The 16603-nt window shown below is 70.8% G+C and carries 15 protein-coding genes; 9 read left to right on the top strand and 6 right to left on the bottom strand.

Features of this window, described 5'->3' with window-relative positions; genetic code table 11:
- Positions 1 to 74: 74 nt before the first annotated feature.
- Complete coding sequence (locus tag ACLJOU_RS16585) at positions 75 to 662, bottom strand: TetR/AcrR family transcriptional regulator (protein WP_410568221.1); 588 nt, start codon at positions 660 to 662, stop codon at positions 75 to 77.
- A gap of 40 nt (positions 663 to 702) precedes the next feature.
- On the opposite strand from ACLJOU_RS16585, the gene ACLJOU_RS16580 reads away from it, so the two are divergent.
- The 6 genes from ACLJOU_RS16580 (at position 703) to ACLJOU_RS16555 (ending at position 7602) form a co-directional block, all read left to right on the top strand.
- A complete protein-coding gene (locus tag ACLJOU_RS16580; protein ID WP_410568219.1) occupies positions 703 to 2169 on the top strand; it encodes an aldehyde dehydrogenase family protein in 1467 nt (488 codons plus the stop codon).
- A gap of 34 nt (positions 2170 to 2203) precedes the next feature.
- On the top strand, positions 2204 to 3772 hold the full coding sequence (locus tag ACLJOU_RS16575; protein ID WP_410568217.1) for an amino acid permease: 1569 nt from the start codon (positions 2204 to 2206) through the stop codon (positions 3770 to 3772).
- Positions 3773 to 3781: 9 nt separating this feature from the next.
- Positions 3782 to 5440 (top strand): choline dehydrogenase, encoded by a 1659-nt coding sequence (betA, locus tag ACLJOU_RS16570; RefSeq protein ID WP_410568215.1) that lies wholly within the window; start codon positions 3782 to 3784, stop codon positions 5438 to 5440.
- Between the two features lie 184 nt (positions 5441 to 5624).
- On the top strand, positions 5625 to 5945 hold the full coding sequence (locus ACLJOU_RS16565; RefSeq protein ID WP_410568213.1) for a bifunctional 3-phenylpropionate/cinnamic acid dioxygenase ferredoxin subunit: 321 nt from the start codon (positions 5625 to 5627) through the stop codon (positions 5943 to 5945).
- Positions 5942 to 7075: an NAD(P)/FAD-dependent oxidoreductase gene (locus ACLJOU_RS16560; protein ID WP_410568211.1), complete on the top strand. Its 1134-nt coding sequence runs from the start codon at positions 5942 to 5944 to the stop codon at positions 7073 to 7075. The genes ACLJOU_RS16565 and ACLJOU_RS16560 overlap by 4 nt, the downstream gene beginning before the upstream one ends.
- A gap of 38 nt (positions 7076 to 7113) precedes the next feature.
- Positions 7114 to 7602 carry a putative immunity protein gene (locus ACLJOU_RS16555; RefSeq protein WP_410568209.1) on the top strand — a complete coding sequence of 163 codons (489 nt, stop codon included), beginning with the start codon at positions 7114 to 7116 and terminating at the stop codon, positions 7600 to 7602.
- Between the two features lie 6 nt (positions 7603 to 7608).
- Here ACLJOU_RS16555 and ACLJOU_RS16550 read toward each other — a convergent pair whose 3' ends face one another.
- Genes ACLJOU_RS16550 through pdhA form a run of 5 tightly spaced genes read right to left on the bottom strand, consistent with a single transcriptional unit; the run spans position 7609 to position 12471 of the window.
- Positions 7609 to 8583 (bottom strand): hypothetical protein, encoded by a 975-nt coding sequence (locus ACLJOU_RS16550; RefSeq protein WP_410568208.1) that lies wholly within the window; start codon positions 8581 to 8583, stop codon positions 7609 to 7611.
- The gene (locus tag ACLJOU_RS16545; protein ID WP_410568206.1) at positions 8580 to 9128 is read right to left on the bottom strand and encodes a hypothetical protein; all 549 of its coding nucleotides are present in this window, start codon (positions 9126 to 9128) and stop codon (positions 8580 to 8582) included. Before ACLJOU_RS16545 ends, ACLJOU_RS16550 begins: the two co-directional genes overlap by 4 nt.
- A gap of 55 nt (positions 9129 to 9183) precedes the next feature.
- Positions 9184 to 10398 (bottom strand): dihydrolipoamide acetyltransferase family protein, encoded by a 1215-nt coding sequence (locus tag ACLJOU_RS16540; protein WP_410568204.1) that lies wholly within the window; start codon positions 10396 to 10398, stop codon positions 9184 to 9186.
- Positions 10391 to 11386, bottom strand: coding sequence for an alpha-ketoacid dehydrogenase subunit beta (locus ACLJOU_RS16535; protein WP_410568202.1), 996 nt, complete (start codon positions 11384 to 11386; stop codon positions 10391 to 10393). Before ACLJOU_RS16535 ends, ACLJOU_RS16540 begins: the two co-directional genes overlap by 8 nt.
- Positions 11386 to 12471 carry a pyruvate dehydrogenase (acetyl-transferring) E1 component subunit alpha gene (gene pdhA / locus ACLJOU_RS16530; RefSeq protein ID WP_410568200.1) on the bottom strand — a complete coding sequence of 362 codons (1086 nt, stop codon included), beginning with the start codon at positions 12469 to 12471 and terminating at the stop codon, positions 11386 to 11388. The genes ACLJOU_RS16535 and pdhA overlap by 1 nt, the downstream gene beginning before the upstream one ends.
- 108 nt (positions 12472 to 12579) lie before the next feature.
- Between pdhA and ACLJOU_RS16525 the strand changes: the two genes are divergently transcribed.
- The 3 genes from ACLJOU_RS16525 to ACLJOU_RS16515 all read left to right on the top strand — a co-directional run bounded on the left by ACLJOU_RS16525 (position 12580) and on the right by ACLJOU_RS16515 (position 16595).
- Complete coding sequence (locus ACLJOU_RS16525) at positions 12580 to 13080, top strand: Lrp/AsnC family transcriptional regulator (protein WP_410568199.1); 501 nt, start codon at positions 12580 to 12582, stop codon at positions 13078 to 13080.
- Positions 13081 to 13389: 309 nt separating this feature from the next.
- On the top strand, positions 13390 to 15981 hold the full coding sequence (locus ACLJOU_RS16520) for a glycoside hydrolase family 3 protein (RefSeq protein WP_410568356.1): 2592 nt from the start codon (positions 13390 to 13392) through the stop codon (positions 15979 to 15981).
- A gap of 152 nt (positions 15982 to 16133) precedes the next feature.
- Positions 16134 to 16595: a VOC family protein gene (locus ACLJOU_RS16515; protein ID WP_410568197.1), complete on the top strand. Its 462-nt coding sequence runs from the start codon at positions 16134 to 16136 to the stop codon at positions 16593 to 16595.
- The last annotated feature ends 8 nt before the right edge of the window (positions 16596 to 16603 follow it).

Raw genomic sequence — 16603 nt, 5'->3', positions numbered from 1 at the left:
ATCAGAACGGGAGTTGCGCAGAACGCGTCTTGTTGCTCACTCCGGAACAGAGTGACTGCCGCCACGCACGGCTGTCAACAAGTTCGGGCCGACGGTCCCTCGATCGCCCGGCGGAACAGTGTTTCGATCTCCTCGCGGGTGGGACGCGGGTCGGCCAGCGCGGCCTGCATCAGGAGGCCGCAGAACAACCCCGCGAGCAACCGGCCGGTGAGCGGGTCGGTGCGGGAGCCGAAGAACGCGATCAGGGCGTCGTCCCAGGCGGCACTCGCCTTGCGCAGCGCCGGCCGGTGCAGGGCGGCGACGTACAGGTCGTACTCGACGACCGTGTCCCGGTACTGCTCGTTGATGTAGCCCATCACCAGTTCGGCGAGCGCCGCGGCGAAGTCGGCGTCCGGCGGCAGCGCCGACTCCCACTCCTTCAGGGCGTGGACGTTCCGCTCGGCCGCCTCGTGCAGCGCCACTTCCAGCAGGTCGTCCAGGGTCGCGAAGTGGTAGGTCGTCGAGCCGAGCGGGACGCCGGCCGCGGCCGCCACCGAGCGGTGCGTGACCCCGTCGATCCCCCGCTGCGCCACGACCTCGATCGCCGCCTTGGCGATCCGCGCGCGGCGCTCGGGATCGTTCGGACCGCGGCGCCGCGTCGCGCCGGGTTCGCTGTTCGCCACCGAGCCTCCTTGTGGACATCTGTACACACTTCGCGTACAAATGTACGCACTCTGGACGCGAAGCAGCCACTACCGCTCCGGGAAGGGCCGCATGTTCGATGTGCTCAACCCCGCCACCGGCCAGGTCATCGCCACCCTCGCCGAGGCGGCCCACGAGGAGGTCGACGCCGCGGTCGAAGCTGCGCGGAAGGCGTTCGACGCGGGTCCGTGGCGGCGGACGACCGCCGGCGAACGCAGCGCGCTGCTGCGCCGGACGGCCGACCTGCTGGTCCGCGACCGCGAGGAACTCGCCCGCACGGAGAGCCTCGACACCGGCAAGACGCTCGGCGAAGGCCGCATCGACATCGACGACGTCACGAACGTCTTCCGCTACTACGCCGACCTCGCCGACAAGGACGCCGGCCGCCTGGTCGACGCGGGCAGCGCGACCGTCGTCAGCCGGATCGTGCACGAACCGGTCGGCGTCTGCGCGCTCATCGCGCCGTGGAACTACCCGCTGCTGCAGATGTCCTGGAAGGTCGCGCCCGCCCTCGCCGCGGGCAACACCGTGGTCCTCAAGCCCAGCGAAGTCACCCCGCTGACCACGATCAAGCTGGTCACCCTCCTGGAGGAGGCCGGGACACCGCCCGGGGTGGTCAACCTGCTGCTCGGCGACGGCCGCGTCGGCGCGGCGATGGTCGAGCACCCGGGCGTCGACCTCGTCTCGTTCACCGGTGGCTACGCGACCGGCGAGAAGATCATGGCGGCCGCCGCCAGGGGCGTCCGCCGGGTCGCCCTCGAACTCGGCGGCAAGAACCCGAACGTCGTGTTCGACGACGCCGACTACGAGACCGCGCTCGACTACGCTCTGATGGCGGCGTTCGTCCACTCCGGACAGGTGTGTTCGGCGGGGGCCCGGCTGATCGTCCAGGAGGGCATCCACGACCGGTTCGTCGCGGATCTCGCCGCGCGTGCCGACCGCATCCGCGTCGGGAACGGCCTGGACCCGGAGACCGAGACGGGCCCGCTCGTTTCGGCGCAGCACCGCGCCAAGGTCGAGAGCTACGTCGAAAGCGCTCTCCAGGACGGCGCGGTTCTCCGTGCGGGCGGCAAGCGGCCCGAAGGACCGGAGTACGACGGCGGTTTCTTCCTGCGGCCGACCGTTTTCTCGGACTGCACGAGGGACATGGCGGTCGTCCGGGAAGAGGTCTTCGGCCCGGTCGTCACCGTGGAACGCTTCCGCGAAGAGGCCGACGCGATCGCGCTGGCCAACGACACCGAGTACGGGCTCGCCGGAGCCGTGTGGACGTCGGACGCGTCCCGCGCCCAGCGGGTCGCCGGGGCCCTGCGCCACGGCACCGTGTGGATCAACGACTACCACCCCTACCTGCCGCAGGCGGAGTGGGGCGGGTTCGGCAGATCGGGCATCGGCCGCGAGCTCGGACCGTCCGGGCTGGCGGAGTACCAGGAGAGCAAGCACATCTACCAGAACATCGATCCCGTTCCGCAGCACTGGTTCAAGGGCTGAAACCTCCCTCCCCCACCACGTGAGGACGCATGCCATGACCACTCAGGAAATACCGGCGGGCGGGGGGCCTGCCGCCGACGACTCCTCCGAACTCGAAAAGTTCGGCTACCGCCAGGAACTCGAGCGCTCGCTCGGATCGTTCTCCAGCTTCGCCGCCGGCTTCAGCTACATCTCCATCCTCACCGGCGTGTTCCAGCTCTTCTTCTTCGGCTTCGGGTCGGGGGGCCCGGCCTTCATCTGGACGTGGCCGCTGGTCTTCCTCGGCCAGCTCGCCGTCGCCCTGTGCTTCGCCGAGCTCGCCGGGCAGTTCCCGCTGGCCGGCTCGGTCTACCAGTGGGCCAAGCAGATCGCCAAGCCGGCGACGTCGTGGCTGGCCGGCTGGATCATGATCATCGGCGCGATCGTCACCGCGGCGGCCGTCGCGGTCGCCTACCAGATCATCCTGCCGCAGGTGTCGACCGCGTTCCAGATCGTCGGCAGCGCCGACGACGCCGGCCTGACGTCGACGCCCGGTGGCGCGCAGAACGCCATCATCCTCGCCTTGGTGCTGGTGGTGTTCGCCACGATCGTCAACATCATCGGCGTCAAGCTGATGGCGAAGATCAACAACTTCGGGGTCGCGGTCGAGCTCGGCGCGAGCATCCTGCTGGTGATCGCGCTGGCCATCCACATCAAGCGCGGCCCAGGCCTGGTCTTCGACACCGCGGGCACCGGCGAGGGCCAGTCGTTCGGGTACCTCGGGGCGTTCCTGGTGGCGTCGCTGATGAGCGCGTACGTGTTCTACGGCTTCGACACCGCGGGTTCGCTGGCCGAGGAGACCACCCAGCCGCGGCGGCACGCGCCCCGCGCGATCCTGCGGGCGCTCACCGCGGCCTTCGTGGTGGGCGGGCTGATCATGCTGTTCGGCATGATGGCCGTCGGCGACCTGCGCGCCAAGGAGCTCAGCACGTCCGGCATGCCGTACCTGCTGAAGAGCACCCTCGGCGAGGGGCTCGGCGACGCGTTCCTGATCTGCTCGGCGATCGCCATCACCGTCTGCTGCCTCGCCGTGCAGACCGCGGCGATCCGGATGACGTGGGCGATGGCCCGCGACGGCCGCCTGCCGTTCAGCCGCGCGCTGGCGAAGGTGTCGCCGCGGTCGAAGACCCCGGTACTGCCCGCACTGCTCACCGGCGGCCTCACCGTCGTCGTGCTGCTGATCAACCTCGGCAACCAGCGGGCGTTCTTCATCCTGACCTCGACGGCGATCATCCTGTTCTACATCCCGTACCTGATGGTCACCGGCCCGATGCTGGTACGCCGGCTGCGCGGGCACTGGCCGCGGCCGGAGCACGGCCCGTACTTCAGGCTGGGCCGCTGGGGCACGCCGGTGAACCTGGTCGCGGTGCTCTACGGCGGGGCCATGACGATCAACCTGATCTGGCCGCGCGCGGAGGTCTACGGCTCCGACCACTGGTACTTCCAGTGGGGCGCGGTGATCGTCACCGGGCTGATCGCGGTCGTCGGTGCGATCATGCTCTACGTCCGGCGCCGCACCTGGGGCTCGGCCCACACGAGCCCCGAGCACCTGCCCGACACCGCCCCGGACACCCTGCCCGGCTGAGGAGGCGCCATGAGTTCCGATACCTACGACTTCGTCATCGTCGGCGGGGGCTCGGCGGGCTGCGCACTGGCGAACCGGCTCTCGGCCGACCCGGCGAACAAGGTGCTCGTCCTGGAAGCCGGCCGGGCGGACTACAAGTGGGACGTCTTCATCCACATGCCGGCCGCGCTGACCTTCCCGATCGGGTCGAAGTTCTACGACTGGGGCTACCGCAGCGAACCCGAGCCGTTCATGAACCGGCGGCGCATCTACCACGCGCGCGGCAAGGTGCTCGGCGGGTCGTCGAGCATCAACGGGATGATCTTCCAGCGCGGCAACCCGATGGACTACGAGCGCTGGGCGAGCGACCCTGGGATGTCCACTTGGGACTACGCGCACTGCCTGCCGTACTTCCGGCGCATGGAAAACTGCCTCGCCGACCCGCCGGACGGGCCGTGGCGCGGCCACGACGGCCCGCTGGAGCTGGAGCGCGGCCCGGCGTCGAACCCGCTGTTCCGGGCGTTCTTCGACGCCGCCGAGCAGGCGGGCTACCCGCGCACCGACGACGTCAACGGCTACCGGCAGGAGGGCTTCGCGGCCTTCGACCGCAACGTCCGGAAAGGACGGCGGCTGTCGGCGGCGGGTGCGTACCTGCACCCGGTCATGGACCGGCCCAACCTGACGGTGAAGACACGCGCGTTCGTGTCGCAGATCCTCTTCGACGGCACCCGCGCGGTCGGCGTCGAGTACGCGCAGGGCCGTGGCGTGCCGGGCGAGGTGTACGGCAAGGAGATCATCCTCTGCGGCGGGGCGATCAACACCCCGCAGCTGCTGCAGCTGTCCGGCGTCGGGAACGCCGCCGAACTGGAGAAGCTCGGCATCGACGTCGTCAAGGACCTGCCGGGCGTCGGCGAGAACCTGCAGGACCACCTGGAGGTGTACATCCAGTACGCCTGCAAGCAGCCGGTGTCGATGCAGCCGTCGCTGGCGAAGTGGAAGCGGCCCTTCATCGGCGCGCAGTGGCTGTTCCTGCGCTCGGGGCCGGCCGCCACCAACCACTTCGAGGGCGGCGGGTTCGTCCGGTCCAACGACGAGGTGCAGTACCCGAACCTGATGTTCCACTTCCTGCCGGTGGCGATCCGCTACGACGGCTCGGCACCCACCGAAGGGCACGGTTACCAGGTGCACGTCGGCCCGATGTACGCCGACACGCGCGGGTCGGTGAAGATCACCTCCACCGACCCGCGGCAGCACCCGGCGATCAGGTTCAACTACCTGTCGACCGAGACCGACCGGAAGGAATGGGTCGAGGCGGTGCGGGTCGCGCGGAAGATCCTCAACCAGCCCGCGCTGGACCCGTACAACGGCGGGGAGATCTCGCCGGGACCGTCCGTGGAAACCGACGAAGAGATCCTCGACTGGGTGGCCAAGGACGCCGAAACGGCACTGCACCCGTCGTGCACGACGAAGATGGGCGTGGACGAGAAGTCCGTCGTCGACCCGCAGAGCATGCGGGTGCACGGCACCGAGGGCCTGCGCGTGGTCGACGCGTCGGTGATGCCCTACATCACCAACGGCAACATCTACGCACCGGTGATGATGACCGCCGAGAAGGCGGCCGACCTCATCCTCGGCAACACCCCGCTCGCCCCGGTCAAGACGCCGTTCTACCGCCACGGCGAGAACTAGCCCGGCCGTCGCCGCGCCCGTGCCGCCATCCCCGGTACGGGCGCCTCGGCGTGTCCGGAAACGGCGTTACGTGGCAACGGAAACTACCCGGGCGTACCCCCTTGACGGCGTCCGGAGCCGGACTCAGACTTGAGTTGCGTATCGCAGTGGATGTTCCCCAATGCGCAACAATCTCGGAGGCGTCATGATTCGCGCGTGCACGGTGGACGAGCTGCCCCCCGGTGAGGCCGTCCGGCTTCCCGGGCCGCCGGCGATCGCGGTGTTCCACACCGAGGACGGGCAGCTGCACGCCATCGGCGACACGTGCACCCACCAGGACGCCTCTCTGGCCGACGGCTGGCTCGAAGGCTGCTTCGTCGAATGCCCGCTGCACGCGGCGCGGTTCGACCTGCGCACCGGCGCGCCGACCGGCCTGCCGGCGAAGGACCCGGTGCCCACGTACGCCGTGGTCGTCGACGAAGGCGTCATCTACGTGCGGAACGCGGCGGGCGAGGACGCCGCGTGAAGCGCATCGCGGTCGTCGGCGCTTCGCTCGCCGGGGTCCGCGCGGCGCAGGAACTGCGCGCGCAGGGGTACGACGGCGGGATTGTGCTGATCGGCGAGGAACCGCACCTGCCCTACGACCGGCCGCCGCTGTCCAAGGCCTTCCTGGCCGGGACGGCGTCGCGCGAGTCGCTGGAGCTGCTCGACGCCGGCGACCTGGCGGCGCTGGCCCTGGACTTCCGGCTCGGTGTCCGGGCCACGGCGCTGGCACCGGCCGACCGGCGCGTGCTGCTCTCCGACGGCACCTCGGTGCACGCGGACGGCGTCGTCATCGCCACCGGTGGCCGGGCGCGCACGCTGCCGGGCTTCGCGGGCGCTTTCGTGTTGCGCACACTCGACGACGCTCTGGCCTTGCGTGCCGCGTTGGTCCCCGGGGCCCGCGTGGCCATCGTCGGGGCCGGGTTCATCGGCGCCGAGGTGGCCTCGACGTGCCGCTCCCTGGGGCTCGACGTCGTCGTCCTGGAAGCGCTGGCCGCGCCGCTGGCGCCGGTGCTGGGCCCCGAGCTGGCCGCGGTGTGCGCCCGGCTGCACCGCGACCACGGCACGGACCTGCGCTGCGGTGTCCGCGTTTCCGGGCTCACCCCGGCCGGCGTCGAGCTGGCTTCGGGTGAGCTGGTGCCGGCCGACGTGGTCGTGACGGGCGTCGGGATGACGCCGTCGACCGGCTGGCTGACCGGATCCGGGTTGAAGGTCGGCGACGGCGTCCACACGGACGCGGGGCTGGTCACTTCGCTGCCGCAGGTGGTCGCGGCCGGGGACGTGGCCCGGTACGGGGGCCGGCGGCACGAGCACTGGACGAACGCGTCGGACCAGGCGCCGGTCGCGGTGGCCAACCTGCTGGCCGGGCACACGGCGCGGACGTACACCCCCAGCGGATACGTGTGGTCGGACCAGTATTCGGGAAGGTTGCAGCTGGCGGGCCACCCGCGTCCGGACGACACGCTGGCCTTCGTCGACGGCGGCCCGGGGTCGGCCTCGTTCGTGGCGACCTGGCAGCGGGACGGCGCCACGGTGGGCGTGTTCGCGTTGAACAACGCGAAGCTGTTCAACCGCCTGCGGCGCCAGGCCCTGCGCCACCCGGCCACCGTCTGAAAGTCTCAACCGGCGGTTCAAAGCTACGCTTCAGGGGCATGGAGCTGACTCTCGACGAACTCCGGGCGTTGACGGGCTGGGCGGCGGCCTGCGCTGCCCGGGTCCTGCCGTTGATCCCGGACGACCCACGCCCGGCCGCGGCGCTCTCGGCGGCACGCGAGTTCGCGGACGGCGGCCCCCGCACGAAGGCGCTGCGCACGGCAGCGTGGGAGGCACTGGCGGCCGCGGGCGAGGCGGCCGATCCGGCGGCTTCGGCGGCGGCGCGCGCGGCGGTGGGTGCGGCCGGCGCGGCCTACCTGCACCCGCTGGCGTCGCCGCACCAGGTGAAGCACATCGTCGGCCCGGCCCAGCAGGCCGCGTTGGCGTGCGAACTGGCGGGCGGTTCCGCGGAGGCGGAGCTCGAGTGGGCCCTCGCGCAGGCCCCGCCCGAGGTGCGCGAAACCCTGCGGAAGTTCCCGCCGGGCAAGCCGGGCAAGACCCGCTCGGGCGAGCTGCACCGCCGGTTGGAGGCGGCCCTGCGCGGGTGACCGGGTCTAGAGCGAAAGGGCGTCCAAGTCCGACTCCAGCCTCGCTCGCCAGGTCCACCGCCGTTCCGTCGGGTCCGCGGCTTCCGGCGCCGGCGGGCCGAGCGGCAACGCCGGGTCCGTGATCCCGAACGTCACCCGGTACGCGAGCACCGACGCCGCCGTGCGGATCCACGCGTCACCCGACGTTCCGGACGGTGGGGCCACGCCCAGTGCGTTCCCGAACCACATCGGCAGCAGGGCGTTCGACCCCAGAGCGTCCGTGATCCGCGTGCGCAGCCGGACCTGCAGGTCGTGCCACGCCCGCTCGGCGCGCTCCAGCTGCGGCACCACCCGCGCCTGCACCGCGTCCGCCTCGCGCAACGCCAGACGGGCCTGCTCCGCCGCCGCCGAAGCCGCCGGGACCTCTTCGTCCAGCAGCGTCCGGCGGCGGGTCGACAACGCCCGCAACGACGACTCCGCGTCCCCGCGGGGCCGGGACCCGCGATCCGTCGACGCCAGCACCCGGATCACTTCCCGCAGGTCGGCGTCGCACCGGGACAGGGCCGACCGCACGGCGTCCAGGTGCGCGATCTCCTCCGCGTACCGGGCGCGCTGCTCCTTCGTGACCAGCTCCTTGTGCAGGTCGTCCCAGCGGGCCGCCTCCGCGGCGAGCGCCCGCGTCTCCGGGCCGACGTCGTCGAGGTCCGCCTGAGGCACCCCGTCGGAGACGCGGACCGCGCGCTCCAGGACCCGCACCTGCTGCTGCAGCCGCTCCAGCCGGCGCGCGAGCAGATCGATCCGGTCCTGCTGTTCCGCCGGGCCGCCGGTTTCCAGCCGCTCGGTGAGGTCGGCGACGTCCTGGCCCAGGCGTTCGTCGGCTTCGCGCAGCCCGTCCACGGCCGCGAACAACTCGTCGAGGTCGCGCCGCGTCGGATCCGCCGGCTCGAGGTACTCCTGCGAGAACTCGGGATCGTCGCCGTAGGTCGCGTAGCCGTGGCTCACGGTATCCGGCTTTCCCGCCACAGCAGCGCGAGCGTGCCGGCGACGCCCAGTGCCGTCAGGATCGTGCAGACCACCGCCCCGGACCACGGGATCAGCGCGAGAGCCAGCACCACCGCCGTGGCACTGCCCGCCCACGCCGTCCGCGTCCGCTCGCGGAGCACCGCCCCGGACCGGCGGACCGGGGCGAAGCCGATCCACAGGCCGGCGCCGAACAGCGGTACCAGCGCCGGCAGCCACACCGGCGACAGCACTTCGAACAGCACCAGCGCCCCAGCGACCAGCGGGACCAGCAGCGGCGCGGCCGCGAACCAGACGACCGCGCGCTGCGTCGCCGCGTGCCGGGACTCGAGTTCGGCGTCGGCGAGCCGTCGCTTCGCCTCGTCGAACGCCAGCTCGGCGTCGAGCAGCCGGTGGGCCGCCGCCACGAGCTCGTCCATCGCTTCGACGTCCACGGGCGGGGTCACGAGCCCGTCCCGCAGGTCCTGCTTGAGCCGGGCGACGCGCCCCTCCGCGAGGTCGCGGTCGTGCTGCGCCGGTGTCGTCACGCCACCACTTTAGGTGCGCCCGCCGGCCCCACCGGCCAACGCGGCCGGTGAGTCGTCAGAGGTCGCCGAGCGCGGTGACCGGCGACTCCACGCAGTCGGCGACGAACCGCAGGAACCCGCCGGCCGTGCCGCCGTCGCAGACGCGGTGGTCGAAGGCCAGCGTCAGCTCGCAGACCTTCCGCACGCCGAGGGCGCCGTCGACGACCCACGGCCGGTCGATGATCCGGCCGATGCCGAGGATCGCCGCCTCGGGGTGGTTGATGATCGCGGCCGAGCCGTCGACGCCGAAGACGCCGTAGTTGTTGACCGTGAAGGTGCCGCCGGTGAGGTCCGCGGGCGCGAGCTTGCCGTCCCGGGCGGTGCGCGCGCGGTCGCCGATCGCCGCCGACAGCTCCCGCGTGGACAGCGAACCGGCGTCCCGCACGACCGGCACGACGAGGCCGCGGTCGGTCTGCGCGGCGAAGCCGAGGTGGATCTCGTCCAGCAGCACGATTTCGTCGCCCTCGACGCGCGAGTTCAGCTCCGGGTACTTCTTCAGCCCCGCGACGGCGAACCGCGCGATCAGCCCGAGCAGGCTGACCGGCCGGTCGGACTTGGCGTTCAGCGCGGCCCGCGCGGCGACCAGCTCGGTCGCGTCGACGTCCACCCAGACCGTGGCCTCGGGGATCTCGCGCCGGGACGTCGTCAGCTTGTCGGCGACGGCCTTGCGCACCCCGGTCAGCGGAATCCGCTTGCCGCCCTCGGCCGGCTTCTTCAGCAGCGCTTCGACGTCGGCGCGGCGGATGATGCCGTCCGGGCCGCTCGGGGTGACCTTCGCCAGGTCGATCCCGTTGTCCGCGGCCAGTTTCCGGACGAACGGCGAGATCACCCCGGGCGCCTGCTCCGGCCGCGCGGGTGCCGGGGCGACGGTCACCGGGCGCCGCGCGCGCTTGCGCCGGGTGGTGGGCGCGGTGCCGTAGCCGATGAGGACGTTGCCGCTGCCGGAAGACGGGGAAGACGCGGAAGACGTGGAAGACACCGTGACACCGGGTTCGGCGAACCCGCCGACGCTCAGCAGGGGCGCGCCGACCGGCAGCAGCTGCCCCGGCTCGCCGTGCAGCGCGGACACCACGCCGGCGAACGGCACCGGCACCTCGACCGCCGCCTTCGCCGTCTCGACCTCGACGACGACCTGGTCGACGTCCACGGTGTCGCCGACCTTGACCCGCCAGTCCACGATCGCCGCCTCGGTCAGGCCTTCGCCGAGGTCCGGCAGCAGGAAGTCAGGCACCGGCCACCACCGGCGTGTCGGCCCACTGCAGGCGCGCGATCGTGTCGAGGATCCGGTCGACGTCCGGCAGCTGGTGGCGTTCGAGCTTCGGCGCCGGGTACGGGATGTCGAGCCCGGTGACCCGCAGGACGGGCGCGTGGAGCTGGTGGAAGCACTGTTCGGTGACGCGCGCGACGACCTCGGCGCCGTAGCCGCCGAAGCCCGCGGCCTCGTGCACGACGACCGCGCGCCCGGTGCGGCGGACCGAAGCCGTGACGGTCTCGTCGTCGAACGGCGACAGCGAGCGCAGGTCGACGACTTCGACGTCCCAGCCCTCGGCCTTCGCCGCTTCGGCGGTCTCGAGCGCGGTGGCGACCATCGGGCCGTAGGCGATGAGCGTGACGTCCTTGCCGTGGCGGCGGACCACGGCCTGGTCCATGGCCGGGCCGGACCGGGTGAAGGACACCTCTTCGCTGGACCAGTAGCGGCACTTCGGCTCGAGGAAGATCACCGGGTCCGGCGACTCGATGGCGTCGCGAAGCAGGTCGTAGGCGTCTTGGGCGGTGCCCGGGGTGACGACGCGCAGGCCCGGCGTGTGCGTGTAGTAAGCCTCGCTGGAGTCGCAGTGGTGCTCCACGCCGCCGATCCCGCCGGCGTACGGGATCCGGATGACCATGGGCACTTCCAGCGCACCCCGGGTGCGGTTGCGCAGCTTCGCCACGTGCGAGGTGATCTGCTCGAACGCGGGGTAGGCGAAGGCGTCGAACTGCATTTCGACGACCGGGCGGAAGCCGCCCATCGCCATCCCGACGGCGAACCCGACGATGCCGGACTCGGCGAGCGGGGTGTCGAAGCAGCGGTCTTCGCCGAAGTCGGCGGTGATGCCGTCGGTGACGCGGAAGACGCCGCCGAGGGTGCCGACGTCCTCGCCGAAGACGAGGACGCGGTCGTCGTCCTTGAGGGCGTCTCGCAGGGCCGCGTTGAGCGCCTGCGCCATCGTGGTCGTCATCAGGCCTCCAGTTCGGCTTCGAGGGCGGCGCGCTGGGCTTCGAGCTGGCGCGTCGGTTCGGCGTAGACGTGGTCGAACAGGGAGCGCGGGTCGAGCTCCGGCTCGGCGTTGAGGGTGTCGCGGACGGACTGGGCGAACACCTCGGCGTCGGCCGCGAACTGCTCGATCTCGCTGTCTCGGAGGAGGTTCTCGTTCTTCAGGTGGGTTTCGAGCCGCTTGAGCGGGTCGGCTTCGCGCCACTTCGCGACTTCTTCGGCGTCGCGGTAGCGGGTGGCGTCGTCGGCGTTGGTGTGGGCGTCGATGCGGTAGGTGTGGGCCTCAACGAGGACCGGTCCCCTGCCTTCGCGCGCGTGCTTCACGGCGTCGCCGAGCACGGCCAGGACGGCGACGGCGTCGTTGCCGTCGACCTGCTCCGAGCGCACGCCGTAGCCGATGCCCTTGTACGCCAGCGCTTCGGCGGCGCTCTGCTTCTCGAAGGGCACCGAGATGGCGAAGCGGTTGTTCTGCACGAAGAACACGACGGGCGCCTTGAAGACGGCCGCGAAGTTGAGCGCTTCGTGGAAGTCGCCTTCGCTGGTGGCGCCGTCCCCGATGAGCGCGAGCGCGACGGCGTCTTCGCCGCGTCGCTGCATCGCGTGCGCGAGGCCGGCGGCGTGCAGCGTCTGCGTCGCGAGCGGAGTGCACTGGGGCGCGACGCGCGTCTCGACGGGGTTGTAGCCGCAGTGCGCGTCGCCGCGGAGGAGCGTCAGGACTTCGCCGGGTTTCAAGCCGCGGGCGACGAGGGCGACGGAGTCGCGGTAGGTGGGGAAGAGCCAGTCCTGGCTTTCCAGGACCAGCGCGGCGGCGACCTGGCAGGCTTCCTGCCCGGCGCTGGAGGGGTAGACGGCGAGGCGGCCCTGCTTGGTGAGCGCGGTCGCCTGGACGTCGAACCGGCGGCCCAGGACCATCAGCCGGTAGGCCTCCTTGAGCCGTTCGCCGGTGGGTTCGCCGTACCCGCCGCGCCGGTCGGCCCGGCTCCCGTCTTCGGCGACGAACCGGACCGGGGTAGCGGACGGCAACAGCGTCTCCGAAGACACGACAGCCATGACGCACCACCTCTCACAGACATATGATGCTGAAATGGTGGTTCTCGGCGGTGTTGTGTACAAGGGTTGGCGGAAATGAGCGACAAACGGTCTTCCGATCCGGCCCCAATGGACCAAACGTCCACGGGCGCCCTGACGCACGGCTCGTGGACGGGACGAACGGTCCCGGCACTGGACGAGGTCGACCGGGCGATGCTGGCGGAGCTGTCGGCGGACGGCCGCCTGGCGGTGCGCGCGCTGGCGGAGCGCCTGCACATCTCGCGCACGAACGCCTACGCGCGGCTGGAGCGGCTGATGGCGGAGGGGGTGATCACCGGGTTCGGGGCCCGCATCGACCCGCGCCGGGCGGGCTTGGGCACGTCGGCGTACATCATGGTGACGGTGGAGCAGACGTCCTGGCGCACGATGGCGACGGACCTGCACGAGATCCCGTACGTGGACCACGTGGCGTTGGTGGGCGGGGACTTCGACATCCTGCTGCTGGTCCGGACGCCGGACAACTCGACGCTGCGGGACGTGGTGCTCGAGCGGTTGCAGGCCTTGGAGGGGGTGCGGTCGACCCGGACCTGGTTGATCTTCGAGGAACTGCCCGGCTCGGTGTTGAGCTGACCCCGCTGGGCCGGACGCGCGACGCGGGATCACCCGCATGGACGCACCCCGGCGACCGCCGGGCAAAAGCCTTGCCCCCCTGCACTCTTGACGTTCAGCGCGCCACCGGATAGGAGTGGCCCGACCACCGAGCGACTCTTATTTTATGTCGAGAATTAACACGCCCTCCAAACAATCGAAACCCTTGACGGCCTCCCCGTCGCCCGGTGAGGATCGGCCGGTCCGCCGTTCATCGCAGAATGGACCAGACCCATGGCCAGTAGATCCCGCGCGTGGTCACGTGCGCGCCGAAGTTCGCTCGTCACGCTGATGAGCCTGAGCCTGCTGGGCGCCGCAGCACAGGCCCTCCCCGCGCAAGCCGACGCACCCGCGCAGCCCGTCATCGGGCAGCCGGCCAAAGACAAGGACGGCTGCGCCAAGATCGAGAAGAGCCTGCCGACCCTCGCGGACTGGCCGAAGGTCGACAGCCGGTTCAAGGGGAAGGCCGGCGACGAGCAGCGGATCGCCGAAATCCTCAAGGGCATGACCCTGGAGGAAAAAGTCGGGCAGATGACGCAGCCCGAGATCGCCGCCATCACCCCCGACGAGGTCCGCCAGTACGCCATCGGCTCGGTCCTCAACGGCGGCGGCTCGTGGCCCGGCGCGAACAAGCACGCCACCCAGCAGGACTGGCTGAACCTCGCCGACGCCTACTGGAACGCCTCCAAGACCAGCCGCACGAAGGTCCCGGTCATCTGGGGCATCGACGCCGTGCACGGCAACAACAACGTCTACGGCGCCACCGTCTTCCCGCACAACATCGGCCTCGGCGCCGCGCACGACCCGTGCCTGGTCCGCGACGTCGCCGGCGCCACCGCCCGGCAGATCCGCGCCACCGGCCAGGACTGGGCCTTCTCGCCCACCCTCGCCGTCGTCCAGGACGACCGCTGGGGCCGCACCTACGAAGGCTTCTCCGAGGACCCGCGCATCACGCGCTCCTACGGCTTCGAGGCCATCAACGGCCTCCAGGACGGCGCCACCAAGCGCATCGGCTACAACGGCGTCATCGCCACCGCCAAGCACTTCATCGGCGACGGCGGCACGCTCAAGGGCCAGGACCAGGGCGTCAACCCCTCGTCCGAGGCCGACATGATCAACATCCACGGCCAGGGCTACTACGGCGCGATCGCCGCCGGTGCCCAGACCGTCATGGTGTCGTTCAACAGCTGGACCAACCCCGACCTCGGCATCAACGAGGGCAAGCTCACCGGCAGCGACAAGGCGCTGAACCAGATCCTCAAGGGCAAGATCGGCTTCGACGGCCTGCTCGTGTCGGACTGGAACGCCATCGGCCAGGTCCCGGGCTGCACCAACTCCTCGTGCCCGCAGGCGATCAACGCCGGCATCGACATGGTGATGGTGCCGAACGACTGGAAGGCGTTCATCACCAACACGGTCGCCCAGGTGCAGAGCGGCCAGATCCCGCTGTCCCGCATCGACGACGCCGTCACCCGCATCCTGCGCGTCAAGCTGCGTGACGGCCTGTTCGAGTCGCAGAAGCCGTCCGACCGCTCCTACGCCAACTCCGACGAGGCGCTGAAGGACAACTGGCTGGCCCGCGACGCCGTCCGCGAGTCGCAGACGCTGCTGAAGAACAACGGCAACGTGCTGCCGCTCAAGCCGGCGTCGAAGGTCCTGGTCGTCGGCAAGAGCGCCGACAACATCCAGAACCAGACCGGCGGCTGGACCCTCAGCTGGCAGGGCACCGGCAACACCAACGCCGACTTCCCGAACGCCACGTCGATCCTGACCGGCCTCAAGCAGGACCTGGGCGACGCGAACGTCACCTTCGACGCCACCGGCACCGTCGACCCGAAGGGCTTCGACGCGGTCATCGCGGTCATCGGCGAGACGCCGTACGCCGAGGGCGTCGGCGACCTGACCCGCAAGACGCTCGAGGCGTCGAAGCTCTACCCCGAGGACCTGGCCGTGCTGGACAAGGTCAGCGGCAAGGGCACCCCGGTCGTCACCGTGTACGTCGGCGGCCGCCCGCTGTACATGAACAAGGAGATCAACCGCTCCGACGCGTTCGTGGCGGCCTGGCTGCCCGGCACCGAGGGCGGCGGCGTGGCGGACATGCTGGTCAAGGGCAAGGACGGCAACGGCTACCAGGGCACGCTGTCGTACTCGTGGCCGAAGAGCGCGTGCCAGTCGCCGCTCAACCCGTGGTCGCCGGACTACGACCCGCTGTTCAAGCTCGGCTACGGCCTCAAGACCGGCCAGCGCGCCACGGTCGGCCAGCTCGACGAGACCCCGGGCCCGGCATCGTGCGGCTCCACCGGCGGCGGCGGGACGGCGACCGAGGACCTGTCGATCTTCGACCGCACCGACGTCCCGCCGTACACGAGCCAGATCGGCTCGGCGGAGAACTGGGGCGGCACGGTGATCGGCCCGGACGGCACGGCATCGCACACCGAGATCAACGTGGTCCCGGCGGACGTCAACGTGCAGGCCGACGGCCTGAAGGCCACGTGGACGGGCGCGGGAGCGGCCCAGCTGTACATGCAGAACACGGCGGGCACGAACGACCTGCGCGGCTACCTCAACGCGGACGCGGCGCTGGAGTTCGACACGATCGTGCAGGAGGCCCCGGCCAACCGGACGGTGGTCAGCATGCACTGCGTGTACCCGTGCTTCTCGGAGGTGAACGCGACGAAGTTGTTCACGGACCTCGCGGGCGGCCCGAAGACGACGGTGAAGATCCCGGTGTCCTGCTTCAACAACGGGCTGGACTTCGAGCACATCAACACCCCGTTCCTCGTGTACACCGACGGGAAGTTCCAGGCCTCGTTCGCGAACGTGCGGTGGGTGCCCCAAGGGGCGAAGGATCCCGACGCGAGACCCTGTTCGAGCTTGACCTGACGGCGACCGGGCCGGGAGCGATCCGCTCCCGGCCCGGTTTCGTTTTCGTCGGCGGCACGAGCCGAGGGGCCCGGACCGGGCCACACCGGCTCCATCGACGCCCCGCATAATCCGGACAGGTTGTGTCCGGTATCCGGGATAGCGTCGTGATCATGACAACGAACACCGTCCAACTGGCCTCCGTCCGCGTGATCACCGACGACCTACCGCGGCTCGTCCGCTTCTACGAGGTCCTCACCGGCGCCACCCCGCAGTACCTGACCGACGACTTCGTCGAACTGGTGACACCGTCCGCGACATTCGCGCTCAGCACGCCGGAGCGGGTCGCTTTCATCACGGACAACCCACCGCGGGCGGCCGCCAACCGCACCGCCATCGTCGAGTTCGTCGTGGCGGACGTCGAATCCCTGCTCGCCCTCATGAAGACCGAACTCGGCGATGACCTCGACATCGTGCAGGCGCCGACGATGATGCCCTGGGGCAACATGTCCGTTCTGATCCGCGACCCCGAAGGGTCACTCGTCAACCTCTACACGCCGGTCACGCCGCAGGCGCGGCAACTGCAGCAGAACCGGACACCCAAGATGCCGCCGCCCACCACCGAGGCGGACTGACCACAGAC

Origin of the sequence: Amycolatopsis sp. cmx-4-61 (assembly GCF_046548775.1) — a bacterium.
Lineage (GTDB): Bacteria > Actinomycetota > Actinomycetes > Mycobacteriales > Pseudonocardiaceae > Amycolatopsis.
This window is presented reverse-complemented; position numbering and strand designations above follow the sequence as displayed.